Source organism: Agarivorans sp. JK6 (assembly GCF_045277145.1).
GTDB lineage: Bacteria > Pseudomonadota > Gammaproteobacteria > Enterobacterales > Celerinatantimonadaceae > Agarivorans > Agarivorans albus.
On the sequence record NZ_CP113525.1, the window covers coordinates 4,377,445 to 4,393,643 of the forward strand.

Here is a 16,199-nt window from a genome sequence, read left to right on the forward strand (position 1 = left end):
AACTTTTAGTAATTCCTAAAAAGCTGCACCTTTGAGAAAACGTTTTCTTGAAACCCATCACAGAGTGACACTTAATGTGAATAAACATTATAGCTGTATGAAAAAGCATCATTGGTGAGTGTATCTTATAAGCCTAATCTGGTTCACGAGGAATGAGTTTTTGGGATTACCTCTACACCCTACAATTAGCTAAAAAATATAAAACAAGCTATAAAGCAAGGAGCCAAAACATGAAAAAACTGACCACTCTATTGTGCGCAGTCGCGTTAGCCGTTTCCGCCCCAGTATTTGCCAAAACCGTTAAAATTGGTATGGCCATCGATGATCTTCGCTTAGAGCGCTGGCAAAAAGACCGAGACTTTTTTGTTGAGAAAGCCGAAGAACTTGGTGCCAAAGTATATGTTCAATCGTCCAACAGTAATGAAACCGCCCAGATCTCTCAGATTGAGAACATGATTTCTCGTGGCGTAGACGTATTAGTCATTATTCCCTACAACGGCAAAGTATTGTCTAACGTGATTGCTGAAGCTAAATCTGAAGGTATTCGGGTATTAGCCTACGATCGCTTGATCAACAATGCCGATATCGATTTCTACTTGTCTTTCGACAATGAAAAAGTGGGTGAGCTACAAGCTCAAGCACTGATTGAGCGTAAAGCCGACGGAAACTTCTTCCTAATGGGCGGCTCACCGGTTGATAACAACGCTAAGTTATTCCGCCAAGGGCAGATGAACATACTGCAGCCACTCATCGACAAAGGTGATATTAAAGTGGTGGGTGACCAATGGGTTGATGGTTGGTTAGCCGAGAATGCCCTAAAAATCATGGAAAATGCCTTAACTGCTAACGATAACAACATCGACGTAGTTGTTGCCTCTAATGACTCTACTGCAGGTGGTGCGATTCAAGCATTAGACGCACAAGGTCTAGCTGGTAAGGTGCATATTTCTGGTCAAGACGCAGATTTAGCTGCCAGCCGCCGCGTGGTCGCGGGCACCCAAACCATGACCATTTACAAGCCAATTAAACTGCTCGCTACAACTGCAGCAGAGCTGGCAGTGCAAATGGGCAACGGCCAGATGCCAGAGTCAAACTCTAGCTTAAACAACGGTACTAAAGATGTACCTTCTTACCTACTTACGCCAATTCCTGTAGATAAGTCGAATATTGATCAAACAGTAATTGCCGACGGCTTCCATAGCAAAGCAGACGTATATCAATAACCACAAAGCACTATTCACTACGCAGTAAAAAAGGGTGGGGCCAACGCCTCGCCCTTTTTATTAGGAGTTAAGATGAGCCAAAGCAGCTTATTGATGATGTCTGACATCGTTAAAAAATTCTCCGGAGTGATTGCGCTTAATGGGGTTAATTTCAATTTGGAACGTGGCGAAGTTGTCTCACTTTGCGGCGAGAACGGCTCTGGGAAGTCCACTTTAATGAAGGTGCTAACCGGCGTTCACCCCCATGGTAGTTACGAAGGACAAATCATTTATAAAGGCGAGCCGCTTGTTTCACGCAATATTCGCGATAGCGAGGCAAAAGGCATTGCCATCATTCACCAAGAGCTCACGCTAGTTAAAGAGCTTTCTATTCTAGAAAACATTTTTCTTGGTGCCGAAATCACCAGTTACGGCGTACTGGACCACAGTGCAATGTTTAAGCAAACCGAAGACTTGCTTAAACGGGTAAAACTTGATGTTTCGCCCGACACACTTATTCGGGAATTAGGGGTTGGCCAACAGCAACTGGTAGAAATTGCCAAGGCCTTATCTAAAAAAGCCGAAGTATTAGTGCTGGATGAACCAAGTGCGCCACTAACAGAATCCGAAACACGGGTTCTGTTAGACATTGTTAAACAGCTACGCAGTGAAGGCGTGAGTTGTGTTTACATCTCCCACAAGCTCACCGAAGTGAAAGAAATTTCTGACCGAATCTGCATCATTCGCGATGGTGAGCACATTGGAACTCAAGATGCTAAACACATGTCTACCGACGACATTATTAGCATGATGGTAGGCCGAGAGCTTAAACAGCTATTTCCCCGTGAAGAGCACCCTATTGGCGACGCGATCCTCAAAGTTGGGCCGGTTAACGCCCAATTGAGCAAATCGTCCAATCTTAAACAAGTAGACCAAGTAAGTTTTAGTCTGCGTAAGGGTGAGATTTTGGGCGTAGCTGGCTTGGTGGGTTCGGGCCGTACCGAACTTATGCAATGTTTATTTGGTTCTTACGAAGGCATTTATCAATGCCCTGTGGAGCTAGATGGAAAACCGATAAAAATTCGCCACAATCGCGATGCTTTAAATCACGGCATAGCCATGGTGCCAGAAGATCGTAAACGCCATGGCATTGTGCCAATTATGGGAGTGGGTCAAAACATTACCCTAGCCGGTTTAAACATGTTTAGTGGCTTAGGCCAAACCGTCAATGAATCTGCTGAACAAGCAGCCATAGAACAATCCATTCAACGCCTTAAAGTAAAAACAGCATCCCCAGAGTTGGCTATAAAAAGCCTCAGCGGAGGCAACCAACAAAAAGCTATTTTAGCCAAATTTTTATTATTACAACCGCGTATTTTGATCCTTGATGAACCCACAAGAGGCATCGATGTAGGGGCAAAATATGAAATTTATAAGTTGATGTATCAATTGGTTAAACAAGGGATCAGCATCATTATGGTGTCCTCCGAATTGCCGGAAGTATTAGGCATTAGTGACCGAGTATTAGTGATGCATGAAGGTAAATTGAAAGGCCTTCTAGACAATCAAAACCTGAGCCAAGAAATGGTGATGGACTGCGCGTTGGCCGAGGAGTAACAAACATGTCTAGTCAAGAAACAACTATCAGTGACACCAATACGAAGGTGGGCTTGATGAACAATTTAAAGAAAATGAAGTTACAAGTATTGGTGATGTTTGCAGCTATCGCGGTAATTATGCTGTTTTTCTATTTCGCCACCGAGGGCAGTTATCTTACCCCACGTAATATTTCTAACTTACTACGCCAAACGGCCATTACCGGCATACTTGCGATTGGCATGGTGTTTGTGATTATCTCGGCAGAGATTGATTTATCGGTTGGCTCGATGATGGGCCTATTAGGCGGCGCCGCAGCCATTATGGATGTGTGGTGGCAACTACCTTTACCGCTCACCATTGTGCTTACTTTAAGTGCTGGCTTTTTACTTGGCCTGTGGAATGGTTGGTGGGTAGCTTACCGCAAAGTACCATCGTTTATTGTTACCCTAGCCGGCTTACTGGCCTTTAGGGGGATTTTAATCGGCATTACTGGCGGTAGCACAGTTGCTCCAACAACCCCAGATATGGGCATTATTGGCCAAAGCTACTTGCCAGATATGTTCTCACTAATCACCACCGTAGGTGCGTTAGCTGTCTTCTTTGCTTGGCAAGGCAAACTGCGTAAAACTCGCTCAGAACACAAACTAAGTAATAACCCCGTCACCGGCGATATATTCAAGTTTGGCCTGATTGCCATCTTCGCCCTGGGCACAGTATTACTATTAAACGACTATCGCGGTGTTCCCACTCCCGTATTGTTGCTGGTTGTGCTGATGTTTGCCGCTGCCTTTATGGCCAAGAAAACCGCCTTTGGTCGCCGTATTTACGCCATTGGTGGCAATCTTGAAGCCAGCCGTTTATCTGGTATCAACGTTGAGCGCACCAAGCTATCAGTATTTGCCATTAATGGCTTATTGGTGGGCGTGGCGGGCTTAATTTTGGCCTCTCGTTTAGGCGCGGGTTCTCCATCTGCTGGTAACATTGCCGAGTTAGACGCCATTGCGGCATGTGTGATTGGCGGCACCAGTTTAGCCGGTGGGGTGGGCACAGTATTTGGCGCAGTGATGGGCGCATTTATTATGGCCAGTTTAGACAACGGCATGAGCATGATGGATGTACCAACATATTGGCAATCCATCATCAAAGGTAGCATCTTGCTATTGGCGGTTTGGATGGATGTAGCCAGTAAGAAGCGCGCTTAAACTGATAATTTACCTAATAAAAGCCAGCCCTAGCCTACAAGGCAAAAGGCTGGCTTAGCTAACAATCTTGGCTAAACTTAAACATTATTAACTAGCCAAAATCTCTATGAGCACCGAACCACTTCACGGCGACTATCAGCTTTACCTACTCGACAACTTGCTAATAGCCAGCGCTCAAGGCGCGTGGAATCAAGCTATCAGTGAACACTTTGCTGAGGACTTTAAACGTATTGGGCAATCACTAGCGGCGCCATGGGCACATTTAGTATTGTTAGAACAATGGGAATTAGCAGTGCCAGAAGCAGAGCTGGCAATCAGTGAACTGCAGCAATGGTGCATTCAAACGGGAATGAGCCACGTGGCGCAAGTATTTAGTTTTTCACCACTCAAACAATACCAACTCCAGCGGATGCTACCTGCTGAACAACACTATACTAAACAGGTATTTCTTGAAGTATCTAGCGCGACTCAATGGCTAAGCCAACAAGGCTTTAAGGCCGCCAAAAGCTTCGAGCTAACAGACAATAAACCCAGTATGATTCAGCGTCATTTTGATAAGGTGGCTTAGCCTATTGCCGAAGGTACATCTAAGGCGTAATAGCTAAATTGGTTGCGCCCTTTAGACTTAGCTTGATACATCGCCGCATCAGCATTTCGCACCAATAGTTCTGGGTCATTGCCATCCGCAGGATACATGCTAATCCCTACGCTGGCGTAAACGGGCTGAATATGCAACCCTAAGCTTACTTCCTGGGCTAAACGACGCAGCACAGTATTCACCACATCATTGGCTTCTTCAGGCTCAGAAATTGACTCTAGAGCCAGCATAAATTCATCACCTGCAAAGCGTGCCACCGAATCGCCAGAACGGATTGAGTCTCGCAATACTGTTGCAACCTGCTTTAACAAGAGGTCGCCGGCTTCATGGCCTAAATTGTCGTTAACCTGCTTAAAGTTATCCAAATCGATAAACACCACCGCTAGGCTATTTTGTTCGGTTTGAGCGCGGTGAATCGAGCCTCGTAGCTGCTCCAAAAACAAACTGCGATTAGGCAAACCCGTTAAGCTATCGTGGCTGGCCATATGGCGCAGGTTAATCTCGTTGTCTTTAAGCTCAACAATTTGCTTATTAATTTGCCGCGACATGGCTTTAAAGGTATTGGCCAATAAACCGATCTCATCTTTACGCTCACTGGGTAAAAGCTGGGCACCAGGCAATTTACCTTTAGAAAAAGAGTTTACCGCTATCATCATATTGCGAATAGGCTGGGACAAAACCTTAGCAAACAGCAAGGAAGTAAGTAGCCCAACTAAACTCAGCGCTAAACAAACCTTAATCATCGAGCCCGCTAACGAGTCCATAATATGGCTGAGACTAGGCAGAGGGCTTGCTAAACCAAGCACCGCCATTTTAGGGCTAGATTTAGGTCCATAAAACAAGGGAGTGAAAGACACCGCTCGCTCATATTTGTAGACCGCGGAGGGGTCTAGCACAAAGGTTCTTGGCTGCAGATCATTAAACAGCACTTCCATCTGAGGGAAGTCACGTTGCATTAAATAGCGATGGCCAAAATGAAAACCAAACTGTTTATCAGGATTAGGATTAACTAAATAGTCACCTTTTTGGTTAGCTAAATAAATCGCCACGCCTTCGGGCAAATCGGCCTGCATTTGGCTAAACAGACTTTCCAAACCCACATTCACCACCACCAAACCACGGGCTTTACCCTCAACATATACTGGCGAAGCAATTTTTAAGGTAGGTTGATGCTGGCCCAGCTCTACACCTTTTTCATTGTGAATATCCACATCAGACAAATAGCTCTCGCCGGCATTCAAACGTAAGGTACGAAAAACATAAGGATAATGCGCTTTTTCTTCCAAGCTTGCAGCGGGAATAGCTATCAAGCCATCGCTTAGTCTATCGACTCGAATCAACTCTCGGCCAAAATTGTCAGCACCAATAAAACGCACTTGGAAATAAGAAGGATTTAAACTTAACTTTTGCTTAAAAATATCTTTTAGCTGCTCTGAAAGTACCAGCTTATTGTCAGCCTCGAAGTAACCGGCCGTTTGCGGAATAGAACTTAAAAACAATACATCTTTGGTAATTTCATCAATGCTACTGCTAAATTCTCGGGTAAGAATTTGAGTGGTTGTGGCTAACTCTCGCTCGGCACTTTCGGCTAACAACCCGCGGCTTTCATGATAACTAACCGCGGCGGTAACCACCGACGCCAAAATGCCAAAGCCGGCAAACCAAAGACCAAAACGAAGAGAAATGGAGTTGATCATGGCAGGCTCATCATCTGCAAGGTTTTGCCGCTAAGAATATTTTCCCAAAATTCACTGCGGCGTTGATGGTCTTCTACTTCTTCGAGCCAAATGATCTTATCTTCAGGTAGCGAGCGAGTGTCTTGCACAATGGTATTCGCTAAGCCTTGGCGTTCGGTTAACAACTGGCTAACCCAAGGCTCTAAGGTGAAATCAATCCACTTATGGGCTAAGTCTTGGTTTTTCACCCCACTCGACATGGCCCAGCAATCTAACCAAGCCAAGGCACCTTCTTGCGGGATAACATATCCAATGTCTGCGCCGGCATCTTGCAACTGTTTGAGCTGCTGAGCTCCATAGTTAGCAAAAACTAACGCTACCGACTCTTGATTATAAAACTCAGAAGCTTCTTCTGGAGAGCTATAAAAAGTTAATACATTGCGCCTTAAAGCCAACAGCTGCTCGGTGCTTAGTTTAAGCTGCTGATTTGTTTGCTGAAAAGGATTCTCTACACCTAGAACCATGCCCGCCAATGTGTAGTTATGGGCACTGCCGTTGTAAGCAAGAATCTTCCCCTGATACTGAGGATCCCACAATACATTCCAGCTAGTAGGCGGCTGTTCAAAATAATTTTTATTGTAGATCAACCCCATTTCAGAATAGGTATAGGGGATTGCGTATACCTGCTCATCTCGGGTAACCCCAGGGATATCCTGTAAGGACGTAAAACGAGGCAGTTGTTTGGCCATGTTGCCAATGGCTTGTGGATTTAACGGGGTAGCCAATTTGGCATCAATGTAACGCTGTAACTCGGCAGTATTTACCGCAAAAACATCATAGTTTTCGCCATTTTTATGGCCCATTCTCAGCCACATTTCATCATCATTGGTTATGTAGCTAACTTTAACTTTAACCTTATAACGCTTTTCAAATGCCGCCACCATATCTGCATCGGCATAACCCGGCCAAGCCAAAACACGTAAATCCACCGGCTCAGCAGCAGAAGCGCAGTTAAACCCAGTAAAAACCAATAAAACGATAGATAGAAGTCGCAACATTCCTTGTTCCCTAATGCCCTAGGTATACCTTGTTAACCATCCAGATAACTTATTAACAAGACCAATAAGTATACGATCCTTGTTTTATTTGTGAATAGAAAACTTATGCACCATCACACATAGATGAAACAAATCAAGCGGTGGTCATTAGATCCTGCTATTTAGACTCGAGTGCTCGACCTAATGTTTCAAAGTACGGCAAAATACAACTACCAATTTGCGACAAATGCTGATCATCGGGATAGGCTCCCTGTTTGGCTAATTCTGTTTGTTTGGTGCCACTAACTAAATAGCTGTTTTTGATATCGTTACGACTTTGAATCCATGCTTCAAACGCCCGCGCCATCATTTCTGTAGGTAAACTAAAATAACGTTGCCCTAACTGTTTATCTAAAACGACTGACCGGCTTACATAGGGGTGTAGGTTTTGCCCTTGCTCACTTAAAAACACTGCAGCAAACACCTGATCAAGCAGCTGATTTAAGGGATGGGGATATTGTTTCTCATCGGCTAACCAACGCGTAGAGGCAAACTCGTTGCGCCCGGTTGGCTGGCAAAACAGCTTTCCAGCCATATAGTGATCAAATGCGTGCCACCATTCATGAGCTAATGCCCCAGCGCCGGCGTTTTTAGCAAGCGCGAGGGTTTGACTTGCTGGCGCATAGTGAGCTTGTACATTAGCTTGCCCACCAGTGCCAAAAGCCAAACTTAAGCTACCTCTTAAACCTAAAGCGACTGGAGGTAGACTAAGCAAAAACGCCAGATCGGCTAAAGCATCAAAAATTAGCTCTGCGGCGCGTTGTTTCTCTTGTTTATTAACCCAAGCGCCAATCGCTAAACCAGCAAAGCCAAAAGTTTGCTTAATGTCGGCGAAGTCCACGCTATCACCATGGCGATAATCTGGACCACGCCGATAGTATTGGCGATTTAGCCCTACACCTGTGGTTTCATTTGCATGCATTTATTGGCCAACACCACATAGTAAACGCTAAACAGCTTGAGCTTTAGGGTTTTCCCCGTAAGCATTGGCTTTACTGTCGCTGTCAGACAAGAAGAAAAATAACAGCACTAATACACCAATAATTGGCAGGAATAATAAAAACAGCCACCAGCCGCTGCGCCCAGTATCATGCAGTCTGCGCACAGCCACTGCCAGAGAAGGTAGCAATACCGCCAAAGTATAAATACTGCCCAATACCCCCAAACCAGATTCAAGATTAACGGTTCCGGTTACTTGGTCAATAAAACTTAATATCACTCCGATGATGCTGTTGATAAGCACAAACATCCAATATTCTTTGCGTCGAGCGCGCCCATTAAACACCAAGTAGTTTTTAAGAACCGCTATATACCAACTCATCTTATTACTCCTGTGGACTAGAGATTAATTTGCAGCATAGTGCCACGCTCAAAGCGTACTTAGATGCACCGCGCCATCGGCAAAATCGATAAAGTGCATAATGCTAGGCAAGGCATCATCTTGATGGTGAGTAACATACACTAGCTGACTAAGATTGTGTTTAGCCACTAACTCTAAGGCTTTTAACACCGTATTACGCTGTAAAAAATCTAAGCCTTGGCAGGGCTCGTCCAACAATAATAGTTGCGGCCCTTTCACCAAGGCGCGAGCAATAATCAACAAACGCTGTTGCCCATAAGACAAACTTTTAAAGTAGTGTTTTTCTAAGTTAGCCAGACCAAATAGTTGTAACCATAAACGTGCTTGTTCAAGCTCAAGCTCACTGGCTTGTTGATAAACACCAATAGAGTCGAACAGACCCGACAACACCACCTCAAGGGCACTACAGTTGACCCGATATTGTAAATGTAAGGCCGCCGAGACCATGCCAATATGCTGCTTAACTTGCCAGATACTTTCACCGCTGCCACGGCGAAATCCCATAACCTCTATTTGATTACTGTAACACTGTGGGTGGTCACCAAAAATTAGATTCAACAAGGTGCTTTTTCCACAACCATTGGGGCCACGAACTTGCCAGTGCTCGCCGTAGTGTATTTGCCAATTTAAGCCACTAAACAATGTTTCACCGGCATAACTCACCGAGCCTTGGGTGATAGAGAACAGTGGCGAAATTGGCTCGGCTTGTTGAAACTCACGCAGAGCCTGCACAATCGCCTGAGATTGCTGCTCAGCTTGCTGTTCCATTTGCTGGCGCTCGGGATGCTGTAACCATTGCTCAATGGTGAGTTGCTGGCTTAGTCCTTGTTCGTCAAGCACCGCTACGTGACTAATTGAAGCTGGCAACTCATCGTCACGTGAGCTAATAATCAATAGCTGACACTCTTTCGCTAATTGTTCAAGCAGGGCGAGTAATTGCCGTTGGTGGCGGAGATCTAAGCCGGCAAAGGGTTCATCTAAAATCAACAATTGTGGTTGCTTTATCAGTGCTAAAGCCAGCATCAAGCGACGCGTTTCGCCAGTTGATAACAAACGAAAACCGCGCTTAAGTAAATGTGTTAAATCACACTGTTGGCTCACTCGCTCAAGTAAACGCGGCTCGGAACAGCCAGCTTCAAGCAACTCAAGTACCGTGTGCCCACTATCTATTTTATCGGTGAACTCACTGTCATCGTCTGCGAGTTCGCGCTCAAGCAAAGCCTGTTGCTGCTCTAAAGAAACTAAAGCAATGCGCTGTGGTTGTTGGCTTAACGTGGCCCGCTCGGCTGCTAAGTCTCCCACCAACCAAGCGCCCAACAAAGATTTACCGCTACCACTATGGCCAAAGATCGCCCAGTGCTCGCCAGCTTTTAACTCCCAGCGTTTTATCGCTAACTGATGCTGACCAGCCAGTAGGTGTAACTCTTCAATAATCATTCAGCGCAACCATCCGAAAGTCTTACATTTATTGGTAACTATTCTCGCTTAGACTGGAGCATTAATACACTGTATTGGGTTAATCAATTTGCTGAACTAGACTAAATCTAACGGAGATTGAATTATTTATCGCAATACACAGGTCTGTTAGTACAGATAAAAAGCAAAAGGAAGTGCCGTCACTGTGACTGAACAAACAAATACCAAGCCCTCTTCGCCTTACGTATCCCCCGGTATGCCGGCCCTAGATATGAACGGAAAAACCACTTCTTTCTTTGAATTTTGGCCAACTTGGGCAGTGTATATTCCAGTGGTATTTCAATGGATAGCCTTAGGCATTCGCCATCGCTCGTTCACTTTACCGCTATTGGCAAACCCTAAACTCCCTTTAGCCGGCATGGTCGGTGTAGGCAAAAGCGAACTGCTGGCTCAAGCTACCGGGTCATGCGACGATGCTGTCCTTGCCTGGATGAAAGTCAATCGCACCGGCGCACCATTGGCGCGTCAAGTCGAAGACTTATTAGAGCAAATGCAACAACGCGGCCTCGAGTTTCCAATTGTAGGCAAGCCCGATATTGGCTGCCGTGGTGCGGGAGTAAAGTTGCTGCATAACCGCCAAGAGCTGCAAGATTGCCTAGAGAACTATCCACTCAATGCAGCCATGTTGATTCAAAAACTGGCCAGTTACGAAGCCGAGGCAGGCGTGTTCTTTGTACGCCACCCCGACCAGCCACAAGGTGAGATTATTTCTTTAGCATTAAAGTACACGCCTTATGTAGTGGGTGATGGCCAATCCACCTTAAAGCAGCTGATTCAAGCTGACCCTCGCGCTAGCGAACTGCAACACCTGTATTTAAGTCGTCATCACGACAAACTAGATAGCATTATCGATGAAGGCCAACCCTATAAATTGGTGTTTTCGGCCAGTCATTGTCGCGGCGCTATTTTTCGCGATGCCAATGATTTAATCACTCCAGAATTAAACCAAGCGATTAACCAAATGATGGCCGATTTGCCCGAGTTCTATTACGGACGAATGGACATTAAATTCGCCGACATCACCCACTTACAACAAGGAACCAATCTGGAGATTGTCGAAATTAATAGCGCTAGCTCTGAATCGCTGCATATTTGGGATCGTAAAACTCCCTTTCGCGAAGCAATGCGCTCGTTATTATTTCAATACAAAACCTTATTTGAGCTAGGTGCTGCCAATCGCAAACGTGGTTATCGACCACCTAAATTTAAAGAGCTGCTAGTACGCTGGAAACATGAGCGTGAACTCACTGCTTGTTATCCAGAAACGGATTAAGGAGTAATCCATGCAGGAAAAAAATAATCCATTTAGGCTGAGTATGCGCCCACAGTGGTTCGCGAGAGTGATAGAAAAGATCTTGGGCTTAAGCACTTTGGCCAAGCACTACGATGCTGCCCCCAACTTTGTAGATAACAGCCAAACAGCACAAAAGTTTTTGCGCCATACCATGCAGCGCTTAGATTTCTCGTTACTCGCCAACAATCCAGAAGCACTTAAAAATGTGCCGCAAGAAGGTCCGCTACTGATTGTGGCTAACCATCCTTTGGGCGGCTTAGAAGGCGTAGCAATGAGCGAATTATTGCTACAAGTGCGCCCCGATTTAAAAGTGCTCACAAATGAACTGTTAGCCAATATACAAGAGTTTCAAGATCTGTTTATTGGCGTAGACGTGCTCTCAGAGCAAGCCACCAAGAAAAATGCCCGCGGCATTCGCATGTCTTGCCAGCACTTGTCTAAGGGCGGAGCATTAATGATTTACCCCGCTGGCATGGTGTCAGCCATCAATACTGAAACGGGTCAAATAGAAGATCGCCAATGGAACAATTTGGTTGGACGTTTAGCCAAACGTTATAAGGCTCACGTATTACCTTGTTTTGTTACTGGGCGTAATTCCAAGTTGTTTTATCTCGCCGGTTTATTGCATCGCCGCCTACGTACTGCCCTTCTGCCAAGAGAGCTAATAAACAAACGTGGTCGTGAATTTACCATGCAAATTGGCGAAATTATTGCACCTAAAGATTATCAAGATTTAAGTGATGAACAAGCCGTTACCGATTACTTGCGGGTAGCGACTGATTTACTGAGTTTACCTAACAATAAAAAAACTAAAGCTGCGCCTAAGCACCCGCCGCTGCACTTAGTTGAATGTTTGCCTAATGGCCGCCAAGAACTACGTAAGCAGTTAGATACTTTAGAAGACTGCATATTAGTCAGCCATCGTAACTTTAGTGTGTATTGCGCCCCCTACCCACGCTTAGGGCCGATTATGGATGAGATAGCCTTGGCCCGCGAAGTCACCTTTAGAGCTGCCGGAGAGGGTACTGGCAAACACTTAGACAGCGACCAGTTTGACCCTCACTATTTACACTTGTTTGTATGGGATAACGATGCCCATTGTTTGGTGGGAGGTTACCGCCTTGGTCATGCCAACGAAATTGTTGAGCAACACGGCATCAATGCTCTGTATAGCCGCTCACTATACGATTTCGACCAAGCCTATTTAAAACGCATGGGCGACTGTTTAGAAATGGGTCGTTCCTTTGTGGTACCTAAATACCAGCGCCATCCTCGAGCGCTCGATTTACTGTGGCAAGGCATTGGTCACTACGTGGCAGAAAACCCGCAGTATCACACCTTATTTGGTTGTGTGAGTATTTCCCAAGAGCATTCCGAGCTGGCTCAAGCGTTTATCTCAGATTCGATGATTTCGGCTTTTCGTGCTGAGCAGCGCTACCTAAACGATGTTAAGCCTATTGTGCCTTTAAAGGTGAAAGGCAAAGTATGGTCGAGCAAGGTACTCGCGTCGCTTAGCAACATTGCCATTCTTAATAAACTGGTGGGTCAATGCGAACCGGGTAAATCGATCCCCATTTTGCTGCGTCATTACCTAGCGCTAAATGGCCGCTTTGTCTGTTTTTCGGTGAACAACAGCTTCAACCAGTCGCTAGATGGACTAATTATTGTTGATTTAAGAAAAACCCCTGAGAAATATTTACGTCGTTACCTCGGTCAAACTGGTAGTGAACGCTTTTTAAATAAATGGAGAAACAATGAAGCAGCTGCGTGACGCTACCGTAGAAGCACTTCAGCAAGTGCAACAATTAGTAGAAGCGAGTGATGGAGCACTCTACAACCAGCCCTCTGTTCACAGTGAATCTGGCATTGGTCGTCATGTACGACACATTCTAGATCACTTCTTAGCACTACAACATGGTTTGGATAAAGGCAGTATTGATTACAACTCACGCCACCGTGATAGCGATATAGAAAACGACCCAAGCCTAGCCTTACAACTAATCGATCAGCTGTGTAACTGGTTTTTGCATCCGCAATCCAGCATTGATGAACGCCCGATTAAGGTGGAGTCAGAGATTTCGTTAAAGCAGCAACAGAGCATGCAGTTTGATAGCAGTTTAAGCCGCGAATTATGCTACTTAATTAACCATACCGTGCACCATGTTGCTTATGCCAAATTAGTGGCAAAAGAGCTGGGCTTATCGATAGACAATAACATGGGCATCGCACCTAGTACTGCGAGTTACCTGCGCCAACAAGGCAACTAAATGTGTACTGTTAGTGTATTGCGCCTTGGCCAGCAAACCGTAATTACCATGAACCGCGATGAAGCCCGTCATCGCCATGAAGCAGGCATAAAGCAACAGCATAAGGGTGATACGGTATTGGTTTACCCCGTTGATGGGCAAGCTGGAGGTACCTGGTTTGGCTTTAACAATCATGGGGTTGTATTAGCGCTATTAAATCGTTACCAAGATCCACAACATGCAGGTGCGCCCACTCGTGGACAAATTATTCCCCAAGCCTTGGCGTTAGGCAGCAGCCAACACCTTGAACAACATTTAGCTACGCACGATTACCAGCACTTCAACCCTTTTGATCTATTAATGATATCAGCCAATGATTGCCAGCACTTTTCTTGGAGTGGTAAACAGCTTAGCCATCATCATCTTAGCGACAAGGCCATTCAGCTCAGTTCATCAGCCTTAAATACCCAACAAGTATTGGCTAGCCGGAAACGCCGCTTCCAACAATGGCTAGAACATAAACCTAGTTCTGCCGAACAAGTGCTTAGCGATATTCACCTACAGCAATGCCAAGAGAACCGCAGCCATTCGGTACTTATGGACAGAGATGAAGCACACAGCAAAAGCATTTGCCAAGTACGCCTAAGTGCCCAAGATAGCGAATTTGATTACTATCCAGAAGCTAGCCTACAAGCGTGGCGACAGCAACTTAGCCAAGCTAATCAGCCCTTAGACGCCGGCTTACTAGAGAAACAACAACGCCAACTTTCCATCATCCGTACTGATTTAATCGACGAGGTAACACTATGAAAAAGCTAATACTCGCCTTACTGTTTGTCTCCGGATACAGCTTTGCTGCAGATCCTATCTACACCTCTTGGTTTAATAACCTCGCCATCAAAGGTTACGATAGTGTGGCTTATTTTACTGAAAACAAACCAGTAGAAGGCAAAGAGAGTTTTGAATATGAATGGCAAGGCGCTACGTGGCGCTTTAGCAGTGCAGAAAACCTGGCTATGTTTAAAGCCGAGCCAGAAAAGTATGCGCCACAATACGGTGGGTACTGCGCCTATGCGGTAGCCAAAGGCAAAACAGCCAGCATTGAACCAGAGCAGTTCACCGTGCTAGATGGCAAGCTTTATTTAAATTATAACGCCAGCGTGCAGCAAAAATGGACGGCTAATCGCGATGATTTCATTGTTAGTGCCGACAAAAACTGGCCAGCAGTGCTTAATGATTAATAACTACCGTAAGCTAGTTAACCGGCTTAGTCCTTGGCAAATCGCCTTACTGGCAGCCTTGGTGTATGGCGCCTGGGCTGCCTTTGTGAATAGCGAACACGGTAACCAAGTTGCTTTAAAAGCAGGCTTGGTTCAGGGCAGTTATGCTTTTGTATCAACCTGGTTAATTAGCTTTATTGCTAAATCAATGCTGACTTATTGGGGCTATAGCCAAGGAGTGCGTTGGTCGGCGATGTCGGTATCTTGGTTAGTGATGCTGGCGATTCCTGTCTTGCTACATACTTGGCAGCAAACACCCGATTTATTAGAAGCCATTCTGCCTGGCCTCGCTATTGGTAGCCTCTACCTTTGGAGCTATTGCCAACAACTACAAGAGCCTGCTTAACCAAACAACTTTCTCTTGTAGTTTCAGGGCTAATGGCTCTCTTTGCCTAAGTGCTCAGCATGCTGCTCATTGGTAGGCTGCACAGCGCTTAAATAAGCATAATCAATCTTATCTTGCTCTTCTTTGGCGCGACGTCGTTGTATTTGATATTGCTGCAAGCGCTTCACTTTAGTGTTTTGTGGATTGGTCCAAGCAACATAGACCAGTAAACCTAGGCTCATCATACTGGCCGCGCTAAACAAAGCCGCTATCGAAGACTCCACCAAGCTGGTTGCAAAGATCATATTTAGGATATGCACGACTGCAATCCCGGTAAGTAACAAGCGGCCATGTAAACTGTCGTGCAGCAAGGAATAACTAGCCAGCAAGCTAAGAAACAGCAGCACTAAGGCAAACTCAAACCGTAAAGGAAAGATCCACACTCGCTGGATGATATGATTATCAGAAAAGCCGCCACTAAAGGCGGTCGCCAAAAATGCCAATAAAGCACAAGCAACATAGGCACTTATCGCCAGTTTAAGCATTCTTGTATGGCTCATGTTCAAGTCCTCAATCCTTGTTAGCCATGTTTATATTATAAAACATAATTACCGACTTACTGACAAATGAACAATTAAGAATGAAGCTGGCGCAAATTATCTGGCTATTCTGTGACCTCAGCTGCGAATACCAGCAGCAACTCTGCAGCAAGCGCGGTAGAGCATAGCGCCATGCCAGCTAATACAACAATACCTAAATACTTAGTGAGAACAATGCTTAAAGCCAGAACGTTGAGTATGCCTTGGTTCATGGTATTTCTCCCTGCAAGCGGTCAGTACAATCA

17 protein-coding genes are annotated in these 16,199 nt (G+C 45.3%); 10 read left to right on the plus strand and 7 right to left on the minus strand.

All coding sequences use genetic code 11. The annotated features are described in order from the left end of the window. Positions 1-230: 230 nt before the first annotated feature. From xylF to OV592_RS20140, 4 genes are all read left to right on the plus strand, one after another. Positions 231-1,223 (plus strand): D-xylose ABC transporter substrate-binding protein, encoded by a 993-nt coding sequence (xylF, locus tag OV592_RS20125; RefSeq protein ID WP_016402013.1) that lies wholly within the window; start codon positions 231-233, stop codon positions 1,221-1,223. Positions 1,224-1,295: 72 nt separating this feature from the next. Continuing rightward, positions 1,296-2,819 carry a xylose ABC transporter ATP-binding protein gene (locus OV592_RS20130; RefSeq protein ID WP_152783031.1) on the plus strand — a complete coding sequence of 508 codons (1,524 nt, stop codon included), beginning with the start codon at positions 1,296-1,298 and terminating at the stop codon, positions 2,817-2,819. 5 nt (positions 2,820-2,824) lie between these two features. Further along, complete coding sequence (locus OV592_RS20135) at positions 2,825-4,003, plus strand: sugar ABC transporter permease (protein ID WP_016403161.1); 1,179 nt, start codon at positions 2,825-2,827, stop codon at positions 4,001-4,003. Between the two features lie 106 nt (positions 4,004-4,109). Further along, on the plus strand, positions 4,110-4,571 hold the full coding sequence (locus OV592_RS20140) for a hypothetical protein (protein ID WP_406609796.1): 462 nt from the start codon (positions 4,110-4,112) through the stop codon (positions 4,569-4,571). On the opposite strand, the gene OV592_RS20145 is transcribed toward OV592_RS20140, so the two are convergent. The 5 genes from OV592_RS20145 to OV592_RS20165 form a co-directional block, all read right to left on the minus strand. Beyond that, positions 4,568-6,298: a diguanylate cyclase domain-containing protein gene (locus OV592_RS20145; RefSeq protein WP_406609797.1), complete on the minus strand. Its 1,731-nt coding sequence runs from the start codon at positions 6,296-6,298 to the stop codon at positions 4,568-4,570. The genes OV592_RS20140 and OV592_RS20145 overlap by 4 nt on opposite strands. Then, complete coding sequence (locus tag OV592_RS20150) at positions 6,295-7,335, minus strand: extracellular solute-binding protein (protein ID WP_406609798.1); 1,041 nt, start codon at positions 7,333-7,335, stop codon at positions 6,295-6,297. Before OV592_RS20150 ends, OV592_RS20145 begins: the two co-directional genes overlap by 4 nt. A gap of 157 nt (positions 7,336-7,492) precedes the next feature. Beyond that, positions 7,493-8,296, minus strand: a complete 804-nt coding sequence (locus OV592_RS20155; RefSeq protein ID WP_406609799.1) for a CLCA_X family protein — start codon at positions 8,294-8,296, stop codon at positions 7,493-7,495. A gap of 27 nt (positions 8,297-8,323) precedes the next feature. After that, on the minus strand, positions 8,324-8,695 hold the full coding sequence (locus tag OV592_RS20160; RefSeq protein WP_406609800.1) for a DUF805 domain-containing protein: 372 nt from the start codon (positions 8,693-8,695) through the stop codon (positions 8,324-8,326). Between the two features lie 48 nt (positions 8,696-8,743). Further along, positions 8,744-10,171, minus strand: coding sequence for an ATP-binding cassette domain-containing protein (locus tag OV592_RS20165; protein WP_406609801.1), 1,428 nt, complete (start codon positions 10,169-10,171; stop codon positions 8,744-8,746). Positions 10,172-10,355: 184 nt separating this feature from the next. Here OV592_RS20165 and OV592_RS20170 point away from each other — a divergent pair, with 184 nt between their 5' ends. From OV592_RS20170 to OV592_RS20195, 6 genes are read left to right on the plus strand one after another with little or no spacing between them, the layout of a single operon-like run. Next, on the plus strand, positions 10,356-11,483 hold the full coding sequence (locus OV592_RS20170) for a D-alanine--D-alanine ligase (protein WP_406609802.1): 1,128 nt from the start codon (positions 10,356-10,358) through the stop codon (positions 11,481-11,483). Between the two features lie 10 nt (positions 11,484-11,493). Then, on the plus strand, positions 11,494-13,275 hold the full coding sequence (locus OV592_RS20175; protein ID WP_406609803.1) for a lysophospholipid acyltransferase family protein: 1,782 nt from the start codon (positions 11,494-11,496) through the stop codon (positions 13,273-13,275). Then, complete coding sequence (locus OV592_RS20180; RefSeq protein ID WP_406609804.1) at positions 13,259-13,771, plus strand: DinB family protein; 513 nt, start codon at positions 13,259-13,261, stop codon at positions 13,769-13,771. Before OV592_RS20175 ends, OV592_RS20180 begins: the two co-directional genes overlap by 17 nt. Continuing rightward, positions 13,772-14,560 carry an NRDE family protein gene (locus tag OV592_RS20185; RefSeq protein ID WP_406609805.1) on the plus strand — a complete coding sequence of 263 codons (789 nt, stop codon included), beginning with the start codon at positions 13,772-13,774 and terminating at the stop codon, positions 14,558-14,560. Continuing rightward, complete coding sequence (locus tag OV592_RS20190) at positions 14,557-14,991, plus strand: YHS domain-containing (seleno)protein (RefSeq protein ID WP_406609806.1); 435 nt, start codon at positions 14,557-14,559, stop codon at positions 14,989-14,991. Before OV592_RS20185 ends, OV592_RS20190 begins: the two co-directional genes overlap by 4 nt. Further along, on the plus strand, positions 14,984-15,376 hold the full coding sequence (locus OV592_RS20195) for a hypothetical protein (protein WP_406609807.1): 393 nt from the start codon (positions 14,984-14,986) through the stop codon (positions 15,374-15,376). Before OV592_RS20190 ends, OV592_RS20195 begins: the two co-directional genes overlap by 8 nt. 29 nt (positions 15,377-15,405) lie before the next feature. On the opposite strand, the gene OV592_RS20200 is transcribed toward OV592_RS20195, so the two are convergent. Both OV592_RS20200 and OV592_RS20205 read right to left on the minus strand, forming a co-directional pair. Continuing rightward, a complete protein-coding gene (locus OV592_RS20200; RefSeq protein WP_338622497.1) occupies positions 15,406-15,915 on the minus strand; it encodes a hypothetical protein in 510 nt (169 codons plus the stop codon). Between the two features lie 104 nt (positions 15,916-16,019). Further along, the gene (locus tag OV592_RS20205; RefSeq protein ID WP_016403147.1) at positions 16,020-16,166 is read right to left on the minus strand and encodes a hypothetical protein; all 147 of its coding nucleotides are present in this window, start codon (positions 16,164-16,166) and stop codon (positions 16,020-16,022) included. Between the last annotated feature and the right edge of the window lie 33 nt (positions 16,167-16,199).